The sequence below is a fragment of the Castellaniella sp. genome (assembly GCF_047971665.1).
Classification (GTDB): domain Bacteria; phylum Pseudomonadota; class Gammaproteobacteria; order Burkholderiales; family Burkholderiaceae_B; genus Castellaniella.
The window spans coordinates 8,915-33,399 of record NZ_JBKEAA010000009.1; the positions used below are offsets into that span (position 1 = coordinate 8,915).

The window sequence follows — 24,485 nt, forward strand, 5'->3', positions numbered from 1 at the left end:
CCTCAGGCCGTCTGGCGCATCTTGCAGCGCGCCGTCGACAGGATTTCGACGCACAGCTGACCGTAGCTCATGCCAGCCGCCCGCGCGCCCATGGGCACGAGCGAATGGCTCGTCATGCCCGGCGATGTATTCATTTCCAGCAGCCAGGGCCGGTTCTGCTCATCGAGCATCACGTCGGCCCGGCCCCAGCCCTCGCAACCCAGCGCCCGGTAGGCGCGCACGACCAGTCCCTGGATATGCTGCGTCAGCTCGGCCGGCAGGTCGGCGGGGCAGTCATAGCGGGTGTCGTCGGACACATATTTGTGCTGGTAGTCGTAGTTGCCCTCGGGCGCAAAGATCTCGATGATCGGCAAGGGCCGCGTCGCCGCCCCCGTTCCCAGGACCGGCACCGTCAATTCGCGCCCCTGGATGAATTGCTCGACCAGCGCCAGCTCATCGAAGCGGCAGGCCAGCGTCTGTGCATTGCGCAACTGGCTGGCCGAATCGACCCGGGTCAGGCCCAGGGTCGAACCCTCATGGGGCGGCTTGACGATCAGCGGCAGGCCCAGCGCCTCGGCCAGTCCGGACGGATCGGCATCGCAGGCGAGCTCTTCGAAGCGCGGGGTGGGCAGGCCATGCTGCAGCCACAGCCGCTTGGTGGCGATCTTGTCCATCGCCAGGCAAGAGGCCAGCGGGCCGCTGCCGGTATAGGGGATATGCAGCAGTTCCAGGGCCCCTTGCAGCGTCCCGTCCTCGCCATAGCGTCCGTGCAGGGCGATGAACACGCGGTCGAACCCCTCGGCGGCCAGTTCCGCCAGACTGCGCGCGCCGGTGTCGAACAGATGTGCGTCGACCCCCTCTTCACGCAGCGCGGCGCATACCCCGGCACCTGAATTCAGCGAGACTTCCCGCTCCGCCGAATTGCCGCCGTACAGGACGCCCACGCGACCGAATGACTGACTCATGATGGACTCCCAAGTTGCGCAGGGACGCGGCTGATGGAGCCCGCGCCCATGATGATCACAATGTCGCCGTCGCGGGCAAAATCACCGATCGATCCGGCCATGTCGGCCACATCCTCGACGAACACCGGCTCGACCTTGCCGGCCACCCGCAGACCGCGCGCCAGGGCGCGGCCGTCGGCGGCGACCAGGGGCGCTTCGCCGGCCGGATAAACCTCGGTCAGCAGCACCGCGTCGGCCTGGCCCAAGACACGGACAAAGTCCTCGAAGCAATCCCTGGTGCGCGTGTAGCGATGCGGCTGGAAGGCGAGCACGATCCGGTTCTCCGGCCAGGCGCCTCGCGCAGCCTCCAGCGTCGCCTCCATCTCGACCGGATGGTGGCCGTAGTCGTCCACCACGGTATACGAACCGCCGCCATTCTTTTGCGTCACCGGGAAATGGCCGACCAGGGTGAAGCGGCGACCCACGCCCCGGAACTGCGCCAGCGCCTCGGTGATGGCCTCATCGGGCACGCCCAGCTCCATGGCCACGGCGATGGTCGCCAGGGCATTGAGCACATTGTGCCGGCCCGGCAGATTCAGGCGCACGGACAGCGGCTCCAGCGCACCCTGAACCCCCTGACGCTCGACCTCGAAACACATGAAGGTGCCGTCGGCGCGCAGATCGCGGGCGCGCACCTGGGCGGGCATGTCGATGCCGTAGGTGGTCACCGGTCGCGACACGAACGGGATGATCTCGCGCACATTGGCATCGTCGACGCACAGCACCGCGCTGCCGTAGAATGGCAGGCGCTGCGTGAACTCGACAAAGGCGCTCTTCAGACGCGCCACGTCGTGCCCGTAGGTATCCATGTGATCGAGATCGATGTTGGTGATGATGGCCATCACCGGCAGCAGATTCAGGAATGAAGCGTCGGACTCGTCCGCCTCGACCACGATGTAGTCGCCCTGCCCCAGCCGCGCATTGGCGTCGGCCGCGTTCAGCCGGCCTCCAATGACGAACGTGGGGTCCAGACCGCCCGCCGCCAGCACGCTCGCCACGAGACTGGTGGTGGTGGTCTTGCCATGCGTGCCGGCAATGGCGATGCCGCGCTTCAGGCGCATCAGCTCGGCCAGCATCAGCGCCCGGGGCACCACCGGAATGCGCGCGGCACGGGCCGCCAGCACTTCCGGATTGTCCCCATGGATGGCGGTGGACGTGACCAGGGCGCCAGCGCCCTGGATGTTTTCAGCGGCATGACCGATCAGGATGCGCGCGCCCAGCGAGGCCAGCCGCCTCGTCACGGCGGTTTCCTGGACATCGGAGCCGCTGATCGAATAGCCCAGATTCAGCAGGACCTCGGCGATCCCGCTCATGCCCGAGCCACCGATGCCGACGAAGTGGATGTTGCGGATGCGATGCTTCATGCCGACTCCTCCAGGCTATGGACGCAGGCATCGGCAATCAACTGCGCGGCGTTCAAATGTGCGTGTTCGCGGGCATGCGCGGCCACAGCGGCCAGCTCAGGGCGCTGGCGGGCCGCCAGCCAGGCCGATAGCCCGGCGGCGTCCAGATCCGTCTGCCGCATCATCCAGCCGCCCCCGCACTCCGACAGATAACGGGCATTGGCCGTCTGATGATCGTCAATGGCATGAGGCAGCGGGATGAACAGCGCCGCCACACCGGCTGCGGCCACCTCGGCCACGGTCATCGCACCGGCCCGGCAGACCACCAGATCGGCCCAGCTCAGGGCGTCGGCCATGTCGTCGATGAACGCGGTGACCTCGCCGTCCACCTCCAGCCGCTCATAATCCCGGCGCACATTCTCGGCATGACGCTCGCCGGCCTGGTGGCGCACCTGGGGCCGTTCTGCGGCCGGCAACCGCGCCAGCGCCTCGGGCACCAGTTCGTTCAGCCGGGCGGCCCCCAGACTGCCGCCCACCACCAGCAGGCGCAACGGCCCCTGGCGGCCGGCGTAGCGCTCGCCCGCTGGTGCCATCGACTCCACCGCAGCGCGCACGGGATTGCCGACCATCAGGGCATTGGGCAGCGCGCCGGGGAAACCGCACAGCACCCGGTTGGCAAAACGCGCCAGAACGCGATTCGCCGTCCCGGCCACGGCGTTCTGCTCATGCACGACCAATGGAATGCCCGTCAGGCGCGCCATCAGCCCACCCGGGAAGGCCGCATAGCCGCCCATGCCCAGCACGACCTGCGGACGATGCGCGCGCAGCAGTTTGCGTACCCGCAGGCAAGCAGCGCCCAGCGTGAACGGCAGCTTCAGGAGCGCGGCATAACCCTTGCCGCGCACACCGCCAAAACGCAGCGGCAGCAAATCGATGCCACGCGCCGGCACCAGCCGCCCTTCCATGCGGTCGGGATCGCCCAGCCACAAGACCTGCCAGCCATCGGCGCGCATGACCTCGGCCACGGCCAGCCCCGGCATGATGTGCCCGCCCGTGCCGCCCGCCATGATCAGGATCGTGCGCGCGTTCATCGCCGTTTCCCCCGCATCATGCACCGGGTTTCGTAATCCACCCGCAGCAGCAGGGCGATGGCGGCCAGATTCATGACGATGCCCGATCCCCCGTAGCTCACCAGCGGCAGCGTAAGCCCCTTGGTGGGCAGCAGGCCCACGCAGACGCCCACATTGATGAAGGCCTGCACCCCCATCCACAGCGCCACGCCCTGCGCGACCAGTGCATCGAACACCCGTTCCAGCACCATGGCCTGACGGGCGATATCGAAACCGCGCATCACGACATAGGCGAACACGGCAATCAGGCACAGCACGCCGACCAGACCGAGTTCCTCTCCGATGACGGCGACGATGAAGTCGGTATGCGCCTCGGGCAGGTAATGCAGTTTTTCGATGCTCGCGCCGAGGCCGACACCGAACCATTCGCCCCGTCCCAGGGCGATCAGGGAATGGGACAACTGATAGGCGCTGCCATAGGCATTGTCCGGATTCCAGGGGTCCAGATAGACAAACAGCCGCTCGCGGCGCCAGGGCGACAGCCAGATCAGCATCAGAAAGCAGAACATCATCCCGCCCAACAGCAGGGTGAACAGCCTGAGATTGATCCCGCCGATGAAGAGAATGCCCACGACGATGGCGCCGATGACGATGAAGGCCCCCAGGTCGGGCTCCATCAAGAGCAGCATGCCGACCAGCACCAGCGCCACGGCCATGGGCAGGAAACCACGCACGAAACCACGCACGAAACCGCGCAGATGATCCTGCTTGCGCACCACATAGTCCGCCGAATACAGCAGGATGGCGGCCTTCATCAGCTCCGATGGCTGAAAATTCACCGGTCCCAGCGGCAGCCAGCGCCGGGCGCCGTTGACCTCGCGACCGATCCCGGGGATCAGCACGACCATCAGCAGCAGCAACGCCAGCACGAACAACGGCACAGTGACCTTCTGCCAGATCCGCACCGGAATGCTGGCGGTGAACAGCGCAGCCAGCAGACCGATGACGATGAATGCGGCGTGGCGGCCGACGAAATAGAAACGACCGTAGCTTTCATAGCGCGGCCCGTCGGCCAGGGCGATCGAAGCCGAATACACCATGAGCAGGCCGAACAGGACCAGGGCGCTGACCGCGATGATCAGCCCCACGTCCACGCTGGGCATGGACGTGCGGCCCGGGCGCACCGTGTTCAGTCCTTCGCTCAGGGTGCCCAGCACACTCATGCCATCTCTCCCGACGCGCCCACCTCATGGCCGGCATGCCGTCCGGACACATCAGACGTCGCGCAATCCGCAGAGGCTGCCCCGCCTCCGGGCGCATTCAATGCGCGCACCGCTTCGACGAAGCAGGCGCTGCGGTGCGCATAATTGCGGAACATGTCCATGCTGGCGCAGGCGGGCGACAGCAGCACGGCATCGCCCGGCTGAGCCAGCGTCAGGCCCCGGCCCACGGCATCCTCAAGCGTCGCGCAGGACTGCAACGGCACGCCGCAATCCGCCAGCGCCTGGCCGATCAATGGACCATCCTGGCCGATCAGCAGCACCGTGCGCGCATGAGCGCGCACGGCCGGCGCCAACGGAGAAAAGTCCTGCCCCTTGCCCAACCCGCCAGCGATCAGCACCACCGGCCGGCCCAATCCTTTCAGCGCGGCCAGCGTGGCGCCTACATTGGTCCCCTTGCTGTCGTCGATGAAATCGACGCCCGCGATCGCGCGCACAAACTCCGTGCGATGCGCCTCGCCCCGGTAGCTGCGCAGGGCATGCAGCATCGGTGCCCAGTCCAGGCCAATGGCCCGGCCCAGGATCAGCGCGGCCAGCGCATTGAGCGCATTGTGGGTGCCCCGGATGCGCAAGGCCTCGACTGGCATCAGCGCCTGGGCGGTCGCAGCCGGACGCCGGGTGGGGGCCTCCTCCCGCACCGCACGGCGACGGCGGACAGGGGGCTGGACAGCCGGATCGGCCTCAACCTCGGGCGCGGCGGCCAGCCAGACGAGGCCCTGCTGCGTCAACAATCCGCCATCCCCCGCCAACGCTGGCGCGTCCACGCCGAATCCGCGCACGCGCTCGTCAGCCAGATCGGAGACCATTTCCCGCACCAGCGGATCATCGCGGTTGACGACAGCGATTCGCGCCATGTCCAGCAACCGGGCCTTGGCCGCCGCATAGGCCTGCATCGAACCATGCCAATCCAGGTGATCCTGCGTGACGTTGAGCACGGTTGCCGCATCGGGCGCCAGGGTGGAAGTGGCCTCCAGCTGAAAACTGGACAGCTCCAGCACCCAGACATCGGGCAGTTCGCCCTGATCCAGCGCGTCCTTCAGGCTGGCCAGCGCAGCCGGACTGATATTGCCTGCCGCGCGCACCCGACGGCCGCTGGCCGCGACCAGATGACGCGTCAGCGCCGTGACCGTGGTCTTGCCGTTGGTGCCCGTCACCGCCAGCAGCGCGGGCGCATAGCCCTGCGCGCGCAAATCGGCCAATGCGCGGGCGAACAGCTCGATTTCGCCCAGAATCTCGATCTTCCGTTCCCGCGCCTCGGCCAGCAGACCGGCCACGGGCGCCTCGTGAGGATTCAGGCCGGGGCTGAGCACCAGCGTGTGGACCTCGTCGAGCGCCCCGGCCGTCATGGCTCCGGCCCCGAGGCGCAGATCGACGTCGATGCCGTCGGTCCGCAGATCATCCAGTCCGCCCGGCTGCTCGCGTGTGTCCAGCACCCGCAGACGGGCACCCCGGGCGGCGCACCAGCGCGCCGCGGCGACGCCGGTTTCTCCCAATCCCAGGATCAGGGTCAGGCCGTCGCGCCGGATGGAGGGGAAGTCGTAGGCGCTCGTCATCGCAGTTTCAGGCTCGCAAGGCCGATCATGACCAGCATCATGGTGATGATCCAGAACCGGACCACCACCTGGGTTTCCTTCCAGCCGCTCACCTCGAAATGGTGATGCAGCGGCGCCATGCGGAAGATCCGGCGGCCTTCCCCATAGCGTTTCTTGGTGTACTTGAACCAGGTGACCTGCAGCATCACCGACAGCGTCTCGACCACGAACACGCCGCCCATGATGAACAGGACGATTTCCTGTCGCACGATGACGGCGATGGTGCCCAGCGCGCCGCCCAGCGCCAGCGCGCCCACATCGCCCATGAAGACCTGGGCGGGATAGGTGTTGAACCAGAGGAAGGCCAGCCCCGCGCCCGCGATGGCCGCGCAGATCACCATCAGTTCGGAAGCACCCGGAATATAGGGGAACAGCAGGTATTTGGAATAGTCCACCCGCCCGACCACATAGGCAAAGATGCCCAGGGCCGAACCGATCATCACGGTGGGCATGATCGCCAGCCCGTCCAGCCCGTCGGTCAGATTGACAGCATTGCTGGTACCGACGATCACCAGCCAGGTCAGCGCGCCGAACCCGAACACGCCCAGCGGATAGCTGACGGTCTTGAAGAACGGCACGATCAGGTCGGCACGCGCGGGCAGCGGCATGGAAAATCCGCTCAGCATCCACGCCCGGAACAACGGCCAAAGCTCCGTGTTTGCCGGCACAGACACGGCAAAGCTGAGATACACGGCCGCCACGGCGCCGATCAGTGCCTGCCAGAAAAATTTCTGCCGCGCCGGCATGCCTTCGGGGTCGTGATGCACGACCTTGCGGTAGTCATCGGCCCAGCCGATCCAGCCAAAACCGAACGTCACCAACAGCACCACCCAGACGAAGCGGTTGGTCCAGTCTGCCCACAACAGGGTGCTGATGCCGATGCCGATCAGGATCAACGCGCCGCCCATGGTGGGCGTACCGCTCTTTTGCAGGTGTGTCTGCGGGCCGTAGCTGCGCACCGCCTGGCCGATCTTGAGCGCCGTCAGCCGACGGATCAGCCAGGGCCCCGCCAGCAGGCCGATGGCCAGTGCCGTGGCGCAGGCCAGCAAGGCGCGGAAAGTGATGTATTCCACCACGCCAAAGGCGCGGAAATGTTCGTCGGACAGCCAGCTGGCCAGTTCAAGCAGCATGATCGCTCCCTCGCGCGGACGCGGTCGTGTCGAGCGCCTGAACCACGCGCTCCATGCGCATGCTGCGCGAGCCCTTGACCAGGATGTGACCCGGGCGCGCGGCCAGCAGATGCGGCAACAGTTCATCAAAAGCATCGAAGGCCTGGGCCTGCGGCCCGAAAGCCTGCGCGGCGCCACGGGCCGCGGGCCCCAGCGTCAACAGCGCGTCCACACCGCACTGGCGGGCATAGTCGCCGACCTCGGCATGCATGGCCGGTCCCTGATCGCCGACTTCGGCCATGTCACCCAGCACCAGGATGCGCCGGCCATCCAGTCCGGCCAACACATCGATGGCGGCCCGGACGGAATCCGGATTGGCGTTGTAACTGTCATCGATCAGCTGGAACCCATCGGACAGCGGCCGGGGCTGCATTCTCCCGCCGACCGGCGCGAACCCCGCCAATCCGGACGCGATGGCCGCCGCCGGCGCGCCGGCCGCCCAGGCGCAGGCCGCTGCCGCCAGGGCATTGCGCAGGTTGTGACGCCCAGGCGCATACAAGACGACAGGGACGGTTTCCGCCCCCAGATGCAGCAGGAATTCCGTCTGCGCCGTCCCGGCCCGGATCTGCGAGGCGTGCACATCGGCCGCGTCCGAAAAGCCGAAACAGCGCACCCGCCGGTCGCCCGCCAGTTCACGCCAGAGTCCGCTGTACTCGTCATCAGCGGGGAACACCGCCACGCCATCGGCCGGCAGCGCCTGCAACACGGCGCCATTCTCGCGCGCCACGGCCTCGACGGTATTCATGAATTCCTGATGTTCGCGCTGCGCATTGTTGACCAGCGCCACGGTGGGTCGGGCAACGGCGGCAAGCACGGAGATCTCTCCCGGATGATTCATGCCCAATTCCAGGACAGCGACACGATGCGCGGGCATCAGCCGCAACACCGTCAGCGGCAGACCGATGTCATTGTTCAGATTGCCCCGGGTCGCCAGCCGTCCCGCCTCGCCGCACCAGGCCGCCAGGATCGACGCGATCATTTCTTTGGTCGTGGTCTTGCCGTTGCTGCCGGTCACGGCAATGACCGGCAGGCTGAACTGGCGCCGCCAGGCCGTGGCCGCGTGCTGCAACGCCAGACGGGTATCGCCCAGCACGATCTGGGGCAGACCGGCATCGGGAACCCGGCGGGCCACGATGGCCACGCAGGCGCCGGCCCGGGCCGCTGCCTCCAGATAATCGTGACCGTCAAACTGTTCGCCCGCAAGCGCCAGAAACAGCGTGCCCGGCTGCAGCGTGCGGGTGTCGGTGGACAGGGGCGCCTCCTGTTGCCAGGTCAAGGCAAACCGCGCCCACTCCCGATCATCGAATGCGCTGCGCACATGCTGGATTTCCTGATAGGTCTCATGCCCCTTGCCGGCCAGCAGCACGACATCCCGCTCGCCCGCGCTCCAGATGCTCTCCAGGATCGCATCGGCCCGGTCCACCCGCACCTCGGGGCGACACGGCATGCCGGCCACGATCTGCTCGATGATGGCCTCGGGAGATTCAGTGCGCGGATTGTCGGTGGTGACCACAACATCGTCGGCCAAACGCGCCGCCACGGCGCCCATCAAAGGCCGCTTGCCGGCATCTCGGTCGCCCCCGCAGCCGAACACGCAGCGCAGACGACCGCCACGGTCCAGGGCCAGGGGCCGCAGGGCGGTCAACGCCCGCTCCAACGCATCCGGCGTATGCGCGTAATCCACCACGACCAGGGGCTGCGGCCGGGCCGAGCGCCCGCCGTCCAGGGCCGAGACGACCTGCAACCGGCCCGGGACCGGTTGCAGCACGGCCAACGCCCGGGCGATGCGGCTCAGCCCCCAGCCCAGCTCGCGCAGCACCCCGGCCACCAGCAGCAGATTGGAAATATTGTGTTCCCCGACCAGATAGGTCAGGATCTGGGCGCTGCCGCCAGGCGTCACCAGATTGAAGACCAGCCCATTGGCGCCATGCTGGATGTCTTCGGCCCGGAAGGCGGCCTGCTCGTCATGCGCGAGGCTGTAACCCACCCGATGGCCGCACGGCGTCCCGCCCGTCAGCAATTCCCGGCCGGCCGGATCATCGGCATTGATGACTGCACCGCGCAGGCCCGGGCGCTCGAACAGGGCGAATTTCGCCTGCTTGTAGCGTGCCTCGGTGCCGTGATAATCCAGGTGATCGCGAGTCAGGTTGGTGAAGCCCGCGACCTGGATGGTGACGCCATCCAGACGGCCCTGCTCGATCCCGATCGAGGACGCCTCGATGGCCGCCGCCACGCCGCCGGCGCGCACGATGGCCGCCAGACTGCGATGCAGCGTCAGGACGTCCGGCGTGGTCAGCGCGCCGCCCAGGTTGCGGCCATCGGCCAGCGTCACGCCCAGGGTCCCAACGGTCCCGCAAGGCATGTCCTCGGCATTCAACGCCGCCGCGATCCACTGCGTGGAGGAGGTCTTGCCATTGGTGCCGGTCACGGCAATCACGGTCAGCGCGTCGGACGGACGGCCATACCACAGATGCGCCACCTCACCCAGCAGCGAAGCCAGGTTCTCGACCTCCAGGACAGGCACATTCCGAGGCGACGGATGGTCGCCCCCCGCCTGCCGGACAATGGCCGCCGCGCCCGCCGCGATTGCCGCATCCATGTAGGCGCGACCATCCGAGGCGATCCCCGGGCAGGCAAAAAATACGTCGCCCGACCGCAGCTGGCGCGAATCCAGGCAGAGATCCGCCTTGCGTTCGACCCGCTCGTCCAGCCAGGCCATGATGTCTGACATGATCATTGAGTACGCCCCCCCTGCTCCGCCGTGGCCACCAGGGAATCCACGGGCGCATCCGGCTGCACGCCAAGACGGCGCAGGGTGCTTGAAACGATGTCTGAAAAAACCGGGGCCGCCACGCGGCCGCCATAATAGCCACCCGCGCTGGGCTCATCGATGGACACGGCCACGACGATGCGAGGATCGGAGACGGGCGCCAGACCGACGAAGGAACCCCGGTATTTGGTCTTGCTGTACTGGCCGTTGACGATCTTGCGCGCTGTGCCGCTCTTGCCCGCCACGCGGTAGCCCTGCACCCGGGCCAGCTTGGCGCCGTCGGGGCCGGCGGCCGCCTCCAGCATGCTGCGCATCAACAAGGCCACCTGGGGCGAATAGACCTGGACGCTGGTGGGCTTGCCCTCGCGGCGCAACAGGGACAGCGACACCATGTCGCCATTGCGGGCGAAGACGGTATAGGCATGCGCCACCTGGAGCAGGGAAACGGACAGGCCGTAGCCGTAGGCCATCGTGGCCCGCTCGATCGGACGCCAGCGTTGCCAGGGCCGCAGACGGCCCGAGGCGATGCCGGGGAAATTCGTCTGGAGCGCCCGCCCGAATCCCAACGCCGAGAATTTTTCCCACATCGACTGGGACGACAGGCGCTCGGAGATCATGGTCATGCCGATGTTGCTGGAACGCCTGATGATCCCGGCCACGTCCAGCACGCCGTTGCGGCTGACGTCCGAAATCACGGCCCCCTGGTAGCTGTAGTGACCGTTGCCCGTGTCGAACTGCGTGTGGGTCGTGATCTTGCCGTCGTCGAGCGCCAATGACGCCGTGAACGGCTTCATGATGGAACCGGGCTCGAAGGTGTCGGTGACCACGCGGTTGCGCAGCACCGCCCCTGTGCGCGCCGAAGTGTCGTTCGGATCGTAGGACGGCAGATTGACCATCGCCAGGATCTCGCCCGAGCGGGCATCGAGCACGATGGCCGCCGCCGCGCGCGCCTGATGTTCCTTCATCGCCGCCTTGAGGGCCGCGTACGTATCGAATTGGATGCCGGCATCGATGGACAGTTGCAGGTTCTGGCCATCGACGGGCGGCACCACGGCCTGCACGTCCTCGACCACGCGCCCGAGCCGGTCGCGGATTACGCGCCGCGAACCCGGCTGACCGGACAGCCCGTCGTTGAACGCCAGTTCGATGCCTTCGATCCCGCGGTCTTCGATGTTGGTGAAGCCGACGATATGCGCCATGACCTCGCCTTCCGGATAGAAACGGCGGGTCTCTGCCAATTGCTGAACGCCCGGGATCTTCAACTGCTGGATGGCTTTGGCCGTGTCGATGTCCACCTGCCGCTGCAGATAGACGAAGTTCTTGTCCTCGTCCTGGGTGCGCCGCCGCAGCTCGGCGGGCTTGAGATTCAGCAGCCGCGCCAGTTCGACGACCTGGGTGTCCGAGGCCTTGTGGAAATCCTCGGGGATCGCCCAGATGGCCCTGGCCGGCACGCTGGAGGCCAGCACCACCGCCCCGCTGCGATCCAGAATCTTGCCGCGCGAGGCCGGCAGGACCAGGGTGCGCTCATAGCGACGCTCTCCCTGCCGCTGCAGGAACTCGTTGGACAGGACCTGCAGATTCAGCGCCTTGGCCGCCAGGGCCACGAACCCCAGCATGATCACGATCACCACCAGCCGCGCGCGCCAGAAGGCCGGACGGCCTGCCAGCACGGGACTCTCGTGAAAGCAGAAGCGTTTCATGGCTGCCCCTCCTGCGTGGCGGGGGCCGGCTGACGCAGGTAAATCGTGCGGTCGGGCGTCACAGAAATCAGGTGCAGATCGGTCCGGGCCAACGAATCGATGCGGGCATTTCGAGCCAGTTCCGCCCGCTCGAGCTGCAGGCGGCGCCACTCCACATCCAGTTCGCGGGCATGGGATTTCAGCCGCTCGGACGCCACGAACAGTTCGCGCGTCTGGAACCGCACCGTGACCAGTGAAATGGCCGACCCCATCAGCAACACCGCCAGGAACAGCGTCAGCCGGATCATCGTGCGCGCCTCCCTGTCCGGCGAGGCGCAGGGGCCCGGCCCGGCAGGCGGATGAAACGGGCCGCCTCATCCCGTGAAAGCGGGGTCTGTGTGCGTTCGGCTACCCGCAGCACGGCGGAACGCGCGCGCGCATTGTCCGCCACCTCGTCCGCGTCCGCCTGGATGCGGCCCAGCAAGGTGACGTAGGGTTGCGGCATGTCCCGTTCGGGAATCGGCAGCCGGGCCCGGTCCCGGCCTGGCTGCGCGGCGGCGGCGAAACACTGCTTGACCATGCGGTCTTCCAGCGAGTGGAAGCTGATCACGGCCATGCGTCCACGCGCGCGCAGGCGGGTCAGCGCTGCCGGGAGGGCGTGCGCGAGCTGCGTGAGCTCTTCATTGATGTGAATCCGTACAGCTTGAAAGGTGCGTGTGGCGGGGTGTTGACCCTTTTCGCGCGTACGGACGGCACCGGCGACGAGCTGGGCAAGTTCGCCCGTGGTGCGCAGCGGCCCGGATTGGCGGCGCGCAACAATCGCCTTTGCAATCTGGAAAGCAAACCGTTCTTCGCCATAATCTGCGATGACCTCCTTGATCTGTTCCTGGTCGGCATCGGCCAGCCATTGGGCCGCCGTCTGTCCACGGCTGGTATCCATCCGCATGTCCAGCGGGCCATCCCGCATGAACGAAAATCCGCGATCCGCTTCGTCGATCTGGGGGGAAGACACCCCCAGATCCAGGAGCACACCATCCACCTGATCGATTCCCAGGCGGTCGAGCTGCGCATCCAGGGAGGCGAAGCCCTCATGGGCGATCTCGACGCGCGCATCATCGGCGCGCAGCGCCTGCGCCGCGGCAATCGCGGTGGGATCCTTGTCGAACACCAGCAGCCGGGCGCCCGGCGCCAGCCGGCTCAACAGCAGGCGGCTATGCCCGCCCCGCCCGAACGTCCCGTCCACATAGACGCCATCCAGTCGCGGCGCATCCGCCGCCGACACCGCCGTCCGGCGTCCGAACGCGGGACTCAACAACGCGTCGATGGCCGGTTCCAACAGAACGGTGCGATGGGAATACGCCATGTGCAGGTTTAGAAAGAGATCTGTTCAAGGATGGCTGGATCGAGATTGCCCACATCCGCCATGCAACGCGCCTCCCACTGGGCACGATCCCACAGTTCGAAGTTCGACCCCAGACCCAGCAGCATGACTTCCCGGCTCAGGCCGGCGGCCGAGCGCAGTTCAGGCGCGACCAGGATGCGGCCCGCCCCGTCCATGTCCACATCCTGGGCATTGCCCAGCAACAGCCGCTGCAAGGGACGCGCAGAGGCCGGCAGCGCCGCGATCTGCTTGCGTTTGTCTTCCCAGATGGAACGGGGGTAGAGCATCAGGCAGCCATCCGGATGCCGCGTCAGTGTCAGGCGTCCCTGTTCCCCGGCCTGCAGGACGTCACGATGCCGGGCCGGAATGGACATCCGGCCCTTGGCGTCGAGCGTGAGCGCACTGCTTCCTTGAAACACGAGGGACTCCCTCCCACTTGATCACACAAAAATCTACTTTGCCCCACTCTACGGGATGGATCGGTGCCGGTCAAGGCAAAAATTGAAATTTATTCAATGACAACAAGCACTTACAACTGAATTTTAGAATTTCCCTATAAATAAATTCCTGAAAAATCAATGCATTGGAAAATACTTTGAAGGTGGATTGTTAGATAAAAATCTCCACAGCGCCGTGCCCGTCCGCTCCCAGGCGCCCGCCGGGGATCCGAAGGGCCCCGGGCGCCCGCACCTGACCTGCGTCAATCCCTGATTGACACACCCGACCGCAGTGGATGTAATGTGCTTTCATCATCCGGGGCTGAAGCACCGGCACGCCCGGGTGCCAGACTCGAAAGCATCCGAGCCTTTTTTGCGTTTGCCTGTCGTCCCGTCAGTCACCAGAAAGGAGACCTTCCTATGTCGGATCAGACCCAATCCACTCAATCGCGCCGTCATTTCCTGCAGTCCGTCGGGGCCACGGGTGGCGTCATGATGCTCGGCAGCATCCTGCCGCTGCACCGTGCCCTGGCTGCGGGCGCGCCGCCCGCCATCAACCTCGGCCAGGTCCTGCCCATGACGGGCTCCGCGGCTGAGTTCGGCCCCTACTATCGCGATGCCGTGCGGCTGGCGATCGATCAGATCAACATGTCGGCCAAGGAAGTCTTCGGCGGCCCCATCATCGCCGGCCACGTCACGGCCGACAGCGCGACCTTGCCGACAGTGGGCGTCCAGGCGGCCCGCCAGATGGTCGATACCCAACATACGCCGGTCATCATCAACGGCTGGTCCAGCGGCGTCACGGTGGCTGTCGCCACATCGGTCACCATCCCGTCCGGAGTGCTGCAAATCGGCAATGGCACCACATCGCCACTGGTCAGCGTGCTGCCCGCCGACGCCAAGGCCGACATGCTGTTCCGCACCAGCGCCTCCGATGCCATGCAGGGGGTGGTCGCCGCCCAGTTCGTGAACGGCGAAATCGACCCGAGCTACAAGTTCAAGCGGGTCTCCACCATCTACATCAACAATCCCTATGGACAAGGCCTGTCCAACGCCTTTACCGCCGCATTCAAAAAGCGGGGGGGCACCGTGCTGGCCGAGGTCCCACACCCCGAGGAAGTCCAGCCGACCTACAAGTCCATGCTCTCCCAGGCACTGAAGGACAAGCCCGACCTTCTGCTCATCGTCAGCTACCCCGCGCACACCATCGCGATCTGCAAGGAATCCCGCGACACGTTCAGCTTCACCAACTGGCAGTTCACCGATGGCAACGCCAGTATCGACATCATCAAGGAAGTCGGCGCCAAGGACATGGGCGGACGCTACGGCACCGCGCCCGGCGAGGACACCACCACGCAGTCCTACAAGGACTTCGCCAAGACCTACATGGAGACCTACAAATACGACCACTTCCCGCCGTTCACCACCTGCTCTTACGATGCCGGGATGGTGGCGGGGCTGGCCATGGCAGCCGCGGTCGCGGCCGGCGCGACGGACGCCGCCAAGATCACGGGGACGGTCCTGCGCGATCATTTGCGCGAGATCGCCAATCCCCCGGGAGAAATGATCGACGGCGGCGATCAGGGCCGGATCACGGCCATGCTCAAGGCGCTCAAGGACAAAAAGAAAATCAATTACAACGGGGTGGCCGGCCCGTGTGACTTCGACAAGAACGGCGACGTCATCACACCGGTCAACATCTGGAAATACAACGGCGACAAGATCGAGACCGTCAAGATGGTTGCCGCCAAGGACATCCCGGCCAGTTGATCGGGTCGTTCCCACCGCAAAAAAGGCCACTTGCGTGGCCTTTTTTGCGGGCGATGACAGCAGGGGACGGACGCCTCAATCCTCGGGCTGTCCGTCCAGAAACCGGGAGACGCGCTTTTTCTCGGGCAGAATGCCCTGCGGGCGATACAGCACGATGAGGGCCAGCAACAGCCCCACGAAGGCCCAGCGCAGGAAGGACATGCGGGACGCCACATCAGGCGCGACCCCCTGCAGGGCGACCTGCAGATAATCGGTGACAAAGCCCGTGCCGCTCCAGACGATCCAGATCACGAAAGCCCCGAGAATGGCGCCTTTGTTGTTGCCGCTGCCCCCCAGCATCAGCATCACCCAGACCAGGAATGTGGCGAACAAAGGCTTGAAGTGGCTGTAGTCGATCGTGACCATGTAGGGGGCATACAGGGCGCCCGCCACGCCGATCACGACGGCGCCCAGCACAAAGGACTGCACGCGCAGAGACTTGACGTGCTTGCCGCTCATGGCGGCCGAATCCTCCTCGTCCCGGACGGCGCGCAGCGCGCGGCCCCAGGGCGAGCGCACCATGGCCTCCAGCACGACATACACCAGCGCCAGACCGAGCGTGACGATCACCAGGTACAGATAGCTGTAGTCTCGGGGCGACATGGCGGACAGCGCGGATTGCAGGGCATCCGGCAGCCAGCCGCAGCCGGCGCGGTCGAAAACGCAGGACAGCGGCTGGGGAATGCCGGACATGGGCTGGGGGCCATTGGCCAGCCAGCGCTCGTTCTGGAAAATGAGCCTGATGATCTCGGCGATCCCCAGGGTGGCGATCGCCAGAAAATCCGTGCGCAGATGCAGGACGGGCTGGGCGATCAGGTAGGCCACGACGCCGGCCATGACGCCGGCGGCCACGACGCCGACCAGATAGGGCGCACTCAGGCCGAACCATTGCTGGGCGTAGGCCGCCATCGCGCCCGAAGGCGGCGAGGTGACGAACAGCGCCATGGTGAAGGCGCCCACGGCGAAAAAGCCGGCCACGCCGAAATTCAGATGGCCGTTGTAGCCCCATTGCGCGTTCAGGCCCAGCGACAGGATCGAGTAGATGATCGCCATGATGCTGAAAGACACCAGGTAATCCATGATCCCGGGCAGCAGGGCCGCGATGCCGAACGCCAGCCCCCCGCCGAAGACGAGGGCGGCCAGCAGACGCGCCGGCCAGCGCAGACGCGAAAACAGCAGACATCCCAACAGGAAGATCGGAACCAGCAGGAAGCAGGCTTTGAGCAGGTGCAGGGTATCCATGATCTGATTCCTCGACTCGTGTGAACAGGCACTAGCGTTGGGCGAACAGCCCCTGAGGCCGCATCAGCAACACCAGCACCATCAGGACGAAGGCGACCGCCGGACCATAGGCCGGGTTCAGAAAGGCGGACGTCAGCTGCATGGCGATCCCGATGATGATCGCCCCGACCAGCGCGCCCCAGGCGCTGCCGATCCCGCCCATGATCACCGCCGCGAACAGGGGCAGCAGCAGCACAAAGCCCATATCGGGCCGCATCTGCGACGCCAGGCCGTACATCACGCCGCCGATGGCGGCCAGGCTTGCGCCGATGGCCCACGTCCAGGCGACGACCTGCTCGGTGTCGATCCCGCGCACCTGGGCCAGATCCGGGTTGTCGGCCGTGGCCCGCATGGCTTTGCCGATGCGCGTGCGGGTGAGCATCCAGTACAGAAGCACCACCAGGACCAGGGCCAGCGCAAAGACGAACAGCTGATCGGCTTGCAGGCGCAGCCCGAAAGGCAGGGACAGCGCGGGATTGGAGCGGCCCGAATAATAGAAATGGAAATCCGATCCCCAGATGAGGTAGACGATGCCCCGCAGCAGGAACTCCATGCCCAGCGAGGCCATGGCCAGCAGCACCAGCGGCGACTGGTGCCTGCGCAGTGGCCGGTACAGCAGCCGGTCGATCACGATCGCCACGACGGAGGTCACCGCCGCCGCGACCAACAGGCCGACCAGGAGCTCCCAGCCGAAGGAGAACCGCCAGATCGGGTTGGATTGCGGCAGGACGAGCACCATGCCGTACGTGACATACGCCCCCAGGGTCAGGAATTCCCCATGGGCGAAATTCGGGAACTTGAGAACGCCGTAGCACAACGTCAGGCCGATGCCGCCCAGCGCGATGATGCCGCCCAGCATCACGCCCCATGCCGTCAGGGACAGCATTTCCTCGGCGCTCGTGCCCGAGAGCCAGCCCGCGACCCACATCGCGACCAGCACCAGCAGCAAGACCCCGCCGACGAAGCGGCTGCTGCGCGCGCCGCCCGAATCCCGCGCGTCGACCGCCTCGTCGCCCGGCGCCTGCGCCGGCGCGGCATCCGCCACGGGCTGTGCCGAATCGATCATCGCATCATCCTCCCAGGTAGAGGCGCCCGACATTCGGATCATCGAGCAGATCCTGTCCCGTGCCCTCGTGACGGTTTTCACCATTGGCCAGCACATAGCCCCGATGCGCCATCCCCAGCGACTGCCGGGCGTTCTGTTCGACCATCAGAATGCCCACGCCGCTTTCGTTGATCCGGGCGATCCGCTCGAAGATCTCGTCCACGAGCTTGGGCGAGAGTGCGGCCGTGGGCTCGTCGAGCAGCAACAGCCTGGGGTTCATCATCAGCGCGCTGCCCATCGCGACCATCTGCCGCTCGCCGCCCGACATCTTGCCGGCCAGTTGGCGGCGACGCTGGCGCAGCTTGGGGAACATCGTGTAGACCCGTTCCTTGTTGTCCGACAGATCGACCTTGCCCAGCGGAAAGGCGCCCATTTCCAGGTTTTCCTCGACCGTCAGCGTCGTGAAGACGTTGGCCACCTGCGGCACATAGCACATGCCCAGCCGCACGATGCGGTGCGGCGCCTGATGCGTGATGTCGTGACCGTCGAACGCGATCGCGCCCTGGCGTGGATGCAGCAGGCCGAAGATCGTTTTCATCAGGGTGGATTTGCCGGCCCCGTTGGGACCGATGATGGCGACGACCTCGTCAGCCTCGACATGAAGGGACACTGCGCGAAGGATCTCGGTATCGCCATAGCCCGCCGTGGCGGCATCAACCTGCAGCAGCGGCATATTGCCCTCCCAAGTAGGCCTCCAGAACGGCCTGATCGTTGCGCACGGCATCGGGCGCGCCTTCGGCCAGCTTGCGGCCCTCGCTCATGACGATGACCGGATCGCAGAGGTTCATGACCATGTTCATGTCGTGCTCGATCAGCAGGAACGTGATCCCGCGTTCGCGCAACAGGGTCTGGATGTTCTGGACGATGCTCTGCAGCAGCGTGCGATTGACCCCGGCGGCCGGCTCGTCGAGCAGGATGATCCGGGGGTCCGCCATCAGCATGCGACCCATTTCCAGCAGTTTTTTCTGGCCGCCCGACAGATTGGCCGCGTATTCATGCTGGACATGGGTGAGCTGCAGGTATTCCAGCACCTCTTGCGCCTTGTGCAGATGCCGGGTTTCCTCGAGCCGGACCCGTCCCGGACGCAACAGGGCATTCCACCAGGACTCGCCCGACTGTCCGGGCGGAACCAGCATGAGGTTTTCCAGGACGCTCATGGAACCGTGTTCGCGGGGAATCTGGAAGGTCCGGCACAGGCCGCGGGCGAACACCTGTTCCGGCCGCAGATGGCCGATGTCCTGGCCGTCCAGCACGATGCGGCCCGAATCGGGGGGAATGAAGCCGGTGATCAGATTGAACACCGTGGTCTTGCCGGCGCCGTTGGGGCCGATCAGCCCGGTGATGGTGCCGCGTTGAACCTGGAACGAACAATGATCGACGGCCCGCAGGCCGCCGAAGCTCTTGGTCAGATCACGGACCTCGAGCAGAGGACGCTGCTGCCCCTGTCCTGCATCCGATCGGGATGATGCCGCCGTATTCGTCACCGTTATCTCCAGCTGGATTTCTACAACGGGAGTCCGGCCGGCGCATCCCTGCGTATCCACGCAACGGGCCGTCGGTTCGGAGAGATGACTGAGAATATCACAGCCTCGGCGGCGACCGAATGAGCACAATTCCCTATGGCCAAGGAGGGGCGCGGCAATCCGGTGCGCGGGGGCCGGCCGGGGACGCGGCCACCCGCAGGCAGCCAGAAAGCGGAACAGATCTATAGGCCGGATTCTGTACGCCGGGTTGCCCCGGCGGACGATCATTCCTCTGGGCGGGCCATTGCTGGACCGCTCTAGCCATCTACCCGCATGCTCGGGCGGGCCGCCCTGTCGGCACGAAGCCGGCGCATGCCTATTTGATGTTGCTCCCGATAGAGGTTGCCGCGTTTCACCCTGCCGCGGATCGCCCGGACCAGCCGGACGAACGGTACGGAGATGGCCGTACCGGTGTGCGTCTTGCGACGTACCCCCGCGGCAGACTCGTCTCTGTGGCCCTGGTCCTCGGCTTTCCCCGAGAGGATCGCCGGACGGCCGTTAGCCGCTATCGCGCCCGATGGAGTCCGGACCTTCCTCGATGCCTGTCGGCACCGCGATCGCCCGATCTGCCCCGCGACGGCATTGTACGACAGCACCGGCCCGCACCGGCGCAGGCCCGCGACGCGCCCATTCCATCCGGCCCTGCCGGCACTCCCGCGCCCAAACTGCGACAATACGTTTTGACGCCGGGACCCTCGTCTCCGCGACCGCTTCACTGCCGCCCGCATCATGTCCGATACCCTGCTCGCCCTGACCCAGGCTCAACTCGCCTATGGCCACCATCCCCTGCTCGATCATGCCGACCTGACCCTGCTGGCCGGAGAGCGCATCGGCCTGATCGGCCGCAACGGCGCCGGCAAGTCCTCCCTGCTGCGCGTCCTGGACGGCCGCACCCTCCTCGACGATGGCGAGATCCGGCGACGCGGCGGCCTGCGCATCGCCACGGTTGCGCAGGAACCCGAACTGCCCGAGGACGAGACCATTCTCGGCTACCTGACCGGCGACCTGCTGGCCACGGAGGACTGGCAGCGCTCGGCTCGCGCCGGCGCACTGATCGACGCCCTGGGGCTCAGCCCCGACCTGCCGATCCGCGGCCTGTCCGGCGGCACCCGCAAACGCGTGGCGCTGGCGCATGCCCTGGTCCAGGAGCCCGACCTGCTGCTGCTCGACGAGCCGACCAACCACCTGGACTTCACCGGCATTGCCTGGCTGGAAGATCTGCTGCGCAGCACGCGCGCGGCCGTGGTGCTGATCACCCACGACCGCCGCTTCCTGGACGCAGTCGCGACCCGCATCGTCGAACTCGACCGTGGACAGTTGCTCAGCTTTCCCGGCAATTTTTCTGCCTGGCAGGCCCGCAAGGCCCAGTGGCTGGACGCCGAGCAACAGGCCAACGCCCGTTTCGACAAGCTGCTCTCCCAAGAGGAAGTCTGGATCCGCAAAGGCATCGAGGCGCGCCGCACCCGCAACGAAGGCCGGGTCAGACGCCTGGAAGCCCTGCGCCGTGAACGCGCCGCCCGGCGCGACCAGCAAGGCCAGGTTCGCTTTTCTCTGGCGGACGGCCAGCGCTCGGGCAAGCTCGTCGCCGAGTTGCTGAACGTCACGCACGGCTATGGCGAACGCACCCTGATCCACGATTTCAGCACCCTGATCCAGCGCGGCGACCGCATCGGCCTGATCGGCCCCAATGGCGCCGGCAAGACGACGCTGCTGCGCATCCTGCTGGGCGAACTGCAGCCGCTGCACGGCCAGGTGCGGCTGGGCACCAACCTGTCGATCGGCTATTTCGACCAGATGCGCGACCATCTCGACGAAACCGCAACGCTGGCCGACACCATCAGTCCGGGCAGCGAATGGGTGGAGATCGGTGGCCAGCGCAAGCACATCATGAGCTACCTGGAGGATTTCCTGTTTCCCGCCGCGCGCGCGCACTCCCCCGTATCCAGCCTGTCCGGCGGCGAGCGGGCGCGCCTGGCGCTGGCGCGCATGTTTGCGCAGCCGCATAACGTGCTGGTGCTGGACGAACCGACCAACGATCTGGACATCGACACGCTGGAATTGCTCGAGAACCTGCTGCAGGACTACCAGGGCACCGTCCTGCTGGTCAGCCACGATCGCCATTTCCTGGACAACGTGGTCACGCAGACCATCGCCGCCGAGGCCGATGGCGTGTGGCGGGAATATGTGGGTGGCTACGACGACTGGGAGGTTCAGCGCCCGCGTCCCGCTGCGCCACAGGCTTCACCGGCACGCGCGCCACAACCGCCCGCAGCCGATCCGGCCAGGCCGCAGACGGCCGGCCCGCAATCCGCAACCGAAGTCGCCGACAAGCCGCGCAAGAACCGCCTGGCGCCCTGGGAAACACAGGAACTGGCGGAACTGCCCGACCGCATCTCGGCCCTGGAGACGGAGCAGACCGCCCTGGCCGCCCGCCTGTCCGATCCAGACCTGTACCGCGAGGGCCCTGACGAGGCGCAGCGCATCCAGCAGGCTCTGAGCGACCTGGAAGGCAAGCTCGACACCCTGTTCGAACGCTGGACACTGCTCGAGGACAAGCGCGGCGACTGAGGCCGACGCAGGCGAAGGTCTCCGACCGGCGCCGTTCGCGGCGACGCAGCCCGCAGGCCGCACCGGCTATCGTGCGCGCGCGTCAGCCGCCTCAGGCCTGTTCCGCGTCCTGGCTCACCCGCCAGGGCAAGGATTCTCCCGCCGCCAACGGCACAACCACGTCCTCGCCCAATGGCAGGTCTCGCGGGATGGGATTTCCCCCCCGCTCCAGGATCAGGGCGCCGGGGTTGGGCGGCAGGCCATAAAATGCCGGACCATGCTTGCTGGCAAAGGCCTCGAGCCGATCCAGGCGGCCGACAGATTCGAAGGCCGTCGCATACAGCGCCATCGCATAACGGGCGGTATAGCAGCCCGCGCAGCCGCAATCCTGTTCTTTGGCGCCGCGCGGGTGCGGCGCGCTGTCTGTTCCCAGGAAGAATCGCGGATTGCCGCTGGTGGCCGCCTCGAGCAGCGCCAGACGGTGAGTTTCGCGCTTCAGGACCGGCAGGCAATACCAGTGCGGCCGCAATCCGCCCTTGAACAGGGCATTGCGGTTGTACAGCAGGTGCTGGGGCGTCAGCGTGGCGCCGATGGGGCCTTCGGCCTGCATGACGTAGGCCGCGCCATCCGCAGTGGTCAAGTGCTCGAACACGACCTTCAACTCGGGGAAGGCCCGGCGCAAGGGCTGCATCACCCGCTCGATGAACACAGCCTCCCGGTCGAACAGGTCGACCGCCGGATCGGTGACCTCGCCATGCACCAGCAACGGCATGCCGCATGCCTGCATGGCCGCCAGCGTCGTCCGGCATTGTCCCAGCAAGTCCGTCACCCCGGCATCCGAGTGCGTCGTCGCGCCGGCCGGGTAAAGCTTGACGCCATGCACGAAACCGCTGTCGCGCGCGCGCCGGATCTCGTCCGGTGTCGTCCTGTCGGTCAGGTACAAGGTCATCAGTGGCTCGAAAGACGGCATCGCGTCCGCGCCGGCCTGCTCACAGGCCAGCCGCAAGGCGTTCCGAATACGATCCCGGTAGGCCCGCGCGTCTTCGAGCGTCAGCACCGGAGGCTTCAGGTTGGGCATGATGATGGCCCGGCCGAACTGCCGCGCGGAGTCCAGCACGACATGACGCAGGACGGAGCCATCGCGCAGGTGCAAGTGCCAATCGTCAGGCTGGATCAGGCGGATTCGCGCCGGTGAAGAGGCCGCATGGCTCTCGGTGGCCAGCTGATCGGATGAAGCATGCGGAGAAGTCTGTGACACGGTCTGACAATCCTGTTTTGTCTTTCGGGGAAACACGCGGTATGCTGCGAGGGCTATTCACTCAACACTGTAGGAGCCTGCTACATGGCAACCACCGCAAACACTGGTCGCAAACCCAACGCGGCATTCATGAAGCCCCTGACCCCCAGCCCCACGCTGGCCGCCGTGATCGGCAGCGAAGCCGTGCCCCGCACCGAAGTCACCAAGCGTATCTGGGACTATATCAAGAAGAACAATCTTCAAGATCCGGCAAACCGTCGCAACATCAATGCAGACGCCAAACTGCGTCCGCTGTTCGGCAAGGACCAGGTTTCCATGTTCGAACTGACCAAGCTGGTCAGCCAGCACCTGAAATAAGCAAGGTTGCAGCGGGCTGTCGCGACAGTCCCGCCCGCCCGGGTTCCTGGCCGGCCTCCGGCCGGAATGCTCCGTCTCTATCGCGCGCTCACAGCCCGCTATCGCCTGCGGGCAAACGACGCCCCCGGCACAGGCTCCCGCTCCGCGTCATGGGCCCTCACAGGCCCGGCAGCGGGGTTTCTCCGGCGCAATGCGCCAGCCAGCCCTTGGCGATGCGATAGACGATCCAGATCACGGCCACCAGGCCCGTGATGAAACCGACGAAAATCATGCTGGCCAGGACGCTGAGCACCAGCCAGAGCAAGCCCCACCAGAACGTCCGGATGATCCAGTCGACATGACCCGCATAGACGGTGCCGACCATGTCGCCGCGTTTGAGGTAGGCCAGCACCACGGCCGCCAGAACGGCCACGCCAAAGAGCCCGGCAGACAGAATGCCGATGGCGAACAGGCCATACATCAAGTGAACGAGCTGCCGCTGGTTCAGGCCTTTGTCCATGTCGGGAGAAATGTCATCGCCTTGAGTCATGAGGTCTCCTGCAATCGTCCGTGCCAGGGCGGTCTGCTGCGCGGGGACGCTCCTGTGGGGGTCGTCCATGCACAGGTATTCAAAGCATTCATTCTAGCCCAGAAAATCCGACCCGGAAAAACGCTGGCGGCCCAAAGACAAAGCCCCTGCAGAATACTCTGCAGGGGCTTTGCGGTATAAGAGCCTGACGATGACCTACTTTCACAGGTGTCCACCCACTATCATCGGCGCAAAGGCGTTTCACTGTCCTGTTCGGGATGGGAAGGAGTGGGTCCACCTTGCTATGGTCGTCAAGCATAACTGGTTGCAATCCAGCCCTCTTGCAAGAAGACTGAATCGCCAATTTGGAAGAAGCACACCACGCACGGGCTG

Annotated in this window: 20 protein-coding genes, 1 rRNA gene and 1 other RNA gene; 3 read left to right on the forward strand and 19 right to left on the reverse strand. The window is 66.0% G+C overall.

Features of this window, described 5'->3' with window-relative positions; translation table 11 throughout:
* Window positions 1-2: 2 nt before the first annotated feature.
* The 11 genes from ACK5JE_RS02310 to mraZ are packed head-to-tail and all read right to left on the reverse strand — an operon-like array spanning window position 3 to window position 13,686.
* A complete protein-coding gene (locus tag ACK5JE_RS02310; RefSeq protein WP_416800107.1) occupies window positions 3-944 on the reverse strand; it encodes a D-alanine--D-alanine ligase in 942 nt (313 codons plus the stop codon).
* Window positions 941-2,347 (reverse strand): UDP-N-acetylmuramate--L-alanine ligase, encoded by a 1,407-nt coding sequence (gene murC, locus ACK5JE_RS02315; protein ID WP_416800108.1) that lies wholly within the window; start codon window positions 2,345-2,347, stop codon window positions 941-943. Before murC ends, ACK5JE_RS02310 begins: the two co-directional genes overlap by 4 nt.
* Complete coding sequence (gene murG, locus ACK5JE_RS02320) at window positions 2,344-3,417, reverse strand: undecaprenyldiphospho-muramoylpentapeptide beta-N-acetylglucosaminyltransferase (RefSeq protein WP_416800109.1); 1,074 nt, start codon at window positions 3,415-3,417, stop codon at window positions 2,344-2,346. The genes murC and murG overlap by 4 nt, the downstream gene beginning before the upstream one ends.
* Window positions 3,414-4,619 (reverse strand): putative lipid II flippase FtsW, encoded by a 1,206-nt coding sequence (gene ftsW, locus ACK5JE_RS02325; protein WP_416800110.1) that lies wholly within the window; start codon window positions 4,617-4,619, stop codon window positions 3,414-3,416. The genes murG and ftsW overlap by 4 nt, the downstream gene beginning before the upstream one ends.
* Window positions 4,616-6,229: a UDP-N-acetylmuramoyl-L-alanine--D-glutamate ligase gene (gene murD / locus ACK5JE_RS02330; RefSeq protein ID WP_416800111.1), complete on the reverse strand. Its 1,614-nt coding sequence runs from the start codon at window positions 6,227-6,229 to the stop codon at window positions 4,616-4,618. The genes ftsW and murD overlap by 4 nt, the downstream gene beginning before the upstream one ends.
* Window positions 6,226-7,398 carry a phospho-N-acetylmuramoyl-pentapeptide-transferase gene (gene mraY, locus ACK5JE_RS02335; protein WP_416800112.1) on the reverse strand — a complete coding sequence of 391 codons (1,173 nt, stop codon included), beginning with the start codon at window positions 7,396-7,398 and terminating at the stop codon, window positions 6,226-6,228. Before mraY ends, murD begins: the two co-directional genes overlap by 4 nt.
* Window positions 7,388-10,168 carry a bifunctional UDP-N-acetylmuramoyl-L-alanyl-D-glutamate--2,6-diaminopimelate ligase MurE/UDP-N-acetylmuramoyl-tripeptide--D-alanyl-D-alanine ligase MurF gene (gene murF / locus ACK5JE_RS02340; protein WP_416800113.1) on the reverse strand — a complete coding sequence of 927 codons (2,781 nt, stop codon included), beginning with the start codon at window positions 10,166-10,168 and terminating at the stop codon, window positions 7,388-7,390. Before murF ends, mraY begins: the two co-directional genes overlap by 11 nt.
* Window positions 10,169-10,170: 2 nt before the next feature.
* Window positions 10,171-11,907: a peptidoglycan D,D-transpeptidase FtsI family protein gene (locus ACK5JE_RS02345; protein ID WP_416800114.1), complete on the reverse strand. Its 1,737-nt coding sequence runs from the start codon at window positions 11,905-11,907 to the stop codon at window positions 10,171-10,173.
* The gene (ftsL, locus tag ACK5JE_RS02350; RefSeq protein ID WP_416800115.1) at window positions 11,904-12,194 is read right to left on the reverse strand and encodes a cell division protein FtsL; all 291 of its coding nucleotides are present in this window, start codon (window positions 12,192-12,194) and stop codon (window positions 11,904-11,906) included. Before ftsL ends, ACK5JE_RS02345 begins: the two co-directional genes overlap by 4 nt.
* A complete protein-coding gene (gene rsmH, locus ACK5JE_RS02355) occupies window positions 12,191-13,249 on the reverse strand; it encodes a 16S rRNA (cytosine(1402)-N(4))-methyltransferase RsmH (protein WP_416800116.1) in 1,059 nt (352 codons plus the stop codon). Before rsmH ends, ftsL begins: the two co-directional genes overlap by 4 nt.
* Window positions 13,250-13,257: 8 nt before the next feature.
* A complete protein-coding gene (gene mraZ / locus ACK5JE_RS02360) occupies window positions 13,258-13,686 on the reverse strand; it encodes a division/cell wall cluster transcriptional repressor MraZ (protein WP_416800117.1) in 429 nt (142 codons plus the stop codon).
* A 438-nt stretch (window positions 13,687-14,124) separates the two neighbouring features.
* Here mraZ and ACK5JE_RS02365 point away from each other — a divergent pair, with 438 nt between their 5' ends.
* A complete protein-coding gene (locus tag ACK5JE_RS02365) occupies window positions 14,125-15,474 on the forward strand; it encodes an ABC transporter substrate-binding protein (protein WP_416800118.1) in 1,350 nt (449 codons plus the stop codon).
* A gap of 75 nt (window positions 15,475-15,549) precedes the next feature.
* Here the strand turns inward: ACK5JE_RS02365 and ACK5JE_RS02370 are convergent, their stop codons facing one another.
* From ACK5JE_RS02370 to rnpB, 5 genes are all read right to left on the reverse strand, one after another.
* Window positions 15,550-16,755, reverse strand: a complete 1,206-nt coding sequence (locus tag ACK5JE_RS02370) for a branched-chain amino acid ABC transporter permease (protein WP_416800119.1) — start codon at window positions 16,753-16,755, stop codon at window positions 15,550-15,552.
* Window positions 16,756-16,786: 31 nt separating this feature from the next.
* On the reverse strand, window positions 16,787-17,860 hold the full coding sequence (locus ACK5JE_RS02375) for a branched-chain amino acid ABC transporter permease (protein WP_416800120.1): 1,074 nt from the start codon (window positions 17,858-17,860) through the stop codon (window positions 16,787-16,789).
* Between the two features lie 4 nt (window positions 17,861-17,864).
* A complete protein-coding gene (locus ACK5JE_RS02380) occupies window positions 17,865-18,572 on the reverse strand; it encodes an ABC transporter ATP-binding protein (RefSeq protein ID WP_416800121.1) in 708 nt (235 codons plus the stop codon).
* The gene (locus tag ACK5JE_RS02385) at window positions 18,553-19,383 is read right to left on the reverse strand and encodes an ABC transporter ATP-binding protein (RefSeq protein ID WP_416800122.1); all 831 of its coding nucleotides are present in this window, start codon (window positions 19,381-19,383) and stop codon (window positions 18,553-18,555) included. Before ACK5JE_RS02385 ends, ACK5JE_RS02380 begins: the two co-directional genes overlap by 20 nt.
* Window positions 19,384-19,591: 208 nt before the next feature.
* An RNA gene (gene rnpB / locus ACK5JE_RS02390) (RNase P RNA component class A) lies at window positions 19,592-19,995 on the reverse strand.
* A 153-nt stretch (window positions 19,996-20,148) separates the two neighbouring features.
* Between rnpB and ACK5JE_RS02395 the strand changes: the two genes are divergently transcribed.
* Window positions 20,149-21,990, forward strand: coding sequence for an ATP-binding cassette domain-containing protein (locus ACK5JE_RS02395; protein WP_416800125.1), 1,842 nt, complete (start codon window positions 20,149-20,151; stop codon window positions 21,988-21,990).
* Between the two features lie 91 nt (window positions 21,991-22,081).
* Here ACK5JE_RS02395 and pyrC read toward each other — a convergent pair whose 3' ends face one another.
* Window positions 22,082-23,191: a dihydroorotase gene (pyrC, locus tag ACK5JE_RS02400; RefSeq protein ID WP_416800126.1), complete on the reverse strand. Its 1,110-nt coding sequence runs from the start codon at window positions 23,189-23,191 to the stop codon at window positions 22,082-22,084.
* Window positions 23,192-23,311: 120 nt separating this feature from the next.
* On the opposite strand from pyrC, the gene ACK5JE_RS02405 reads away from it, so the two are divergent.
* Entirely contained in the window at window positions 23,312-23,584 is a 273-nt protein-coding gene (locus ACK5JE_RS02405) for an SWIB/MDM2 domain-containing protein (protein ID WP_416800123.1), read from the forward strand.
* Between the two features lie 157 nt (window positions 23,585-23,741).
* On the opposite strand, the gene ACK5JE_RS02410 is transcribed toward ACK5JE_RS02405, so the two are convergent.
* Window positions 23,742-24,113 carry a DUF4870 family protein gene (locus tag ACK5JE_RS02410; protein ID WP_416800124.1) on the reverse strand — a complete coding sequence of 124 codons (372 nt, stop codon included), beginning with the start codon at window positions 24,111-24,113 and terminating at the stop codon, window positions 23,742-23,744.
* Between the two features lie 182 nt (window positions 24,114-24,295).
* Window positions 24,296-24,408 (reverse strand): 5S ribosomal RNA (gene rrf, locus ACK5JE_RS02415).
* Between the last annotated feature and the right edge of the window lie 77 nt (window positions 24,409-24,485).

Bases quoted from the DNA above. Each gene is read 5' to 3' on its own strand.
- ACK5JE_RS02410 (WP_416800124.1), bottom strand. From the start codon at position 24,113: ATGACTCAAGGCGATGACATTTCTCCCGACATGGACAAAGGCCTGAAC.
- rsmH (WP_416800116.1), bottom strand. From the start codon at position 13,249: ATGGCGTATTCCCATCGCACCGTTCTGTTGGAACCGGCCATCGACGCG.
- murD (WP_416800111.1), bottom strand. From the start codon at position 6,229: ATGACGAGCGCCTACGACTTCCCCTCCATCCGGCGCGACGGCCTGACC.
- ACK5JE_RS02380 (WP_416800121.1), bottom strand. From the start codon at position 18,572: ATGCCGCTGCTGCAGGTTGATGCCGCCACGGCGGGCTATGGCGATACC.
- mraY (WP_416800112.1), bottom strand. From the start codon at position 7,398: ATGCTGCTTGAACTGGCCAGCTGGCTGTCCGACGAACATTTCCGCGCC.
- ACK5JE_RS02405 (WP_416800123.1), top strand. From the start codon at position 23,312: ATGGCAACCACCGCAAACACTGGTCGCAAACCCAACGCGGCATTCATG.
- ACK5JE_RS02370 (WP_416800119.1), bottom strand. From the start codon at position 16,755: ATGGATACCCTGCACCTGCTCAAAGCCTGCTTCCTGCTGGTTCCGATC.
- ACK5JE_RS02310 (WP_416800107.1), bottom strand. From the start codon at position 944: ATGAGTCAGTCATTCGGTCGCGTGGGCGTCCTGTACGGCGGCAATTCG.
- murG (WP_416800109.1), bottom strand. From the start codon at position 3,417: ATGAACGCGCGCACGATCCTGATCATGGCGGGCGGCACGGGCGGGCAC.
- ftsL (WP_416800115.1), bottom strand. From the start codon at position 12,194: ATGATCCGGCTGACGCTGTTCCTGGCGGTGTTGCTGATGGGGTCGGCC.
- murF (WP_416800113.1), bottom strand. From the start codon at position 10,168: ATGTCAGACATCATGGCCTGGCTGGACGAGCGGGTCGAACGCAAGGCG.
- ACK5JE_RS02375 (WP_416800120.1), bottom strand. From the start codon at position 17,860: ATGATCGATTCGGCACAGCCCGTGGCGGATGCCGCGCCGGCGCAGGCG.
- ftsW (WP_416800110.1), bottom strand. From the start codon at position 4,619: ATGAGTGTGCTGGGCACCCTGAGCGAAGGACTGAACACGGTGCGCCCG.
- ACK5JE_RS02345 (WP_416800114.1), bottom strand. From the start codon at position 11,907: ATGAAACGCTTCTGCTTTCACGAGAGTCCCGTGCTGGCAGGCCGTCCG.
- murC (WP_416800108.1), bottom strand. From the start codon at position 2,347: ATGAAGCATCGCATCCGCAACATCCACTTCGTCGGCATCGGTGGCTCG.
- ACK5JE_RS02365 (WP_416800118.1), top strand. From the start codon at position 14,125: ATGTCGGATCAGACCCAATCCACTCAATCGCGCCGTCATTTCCTGCAG.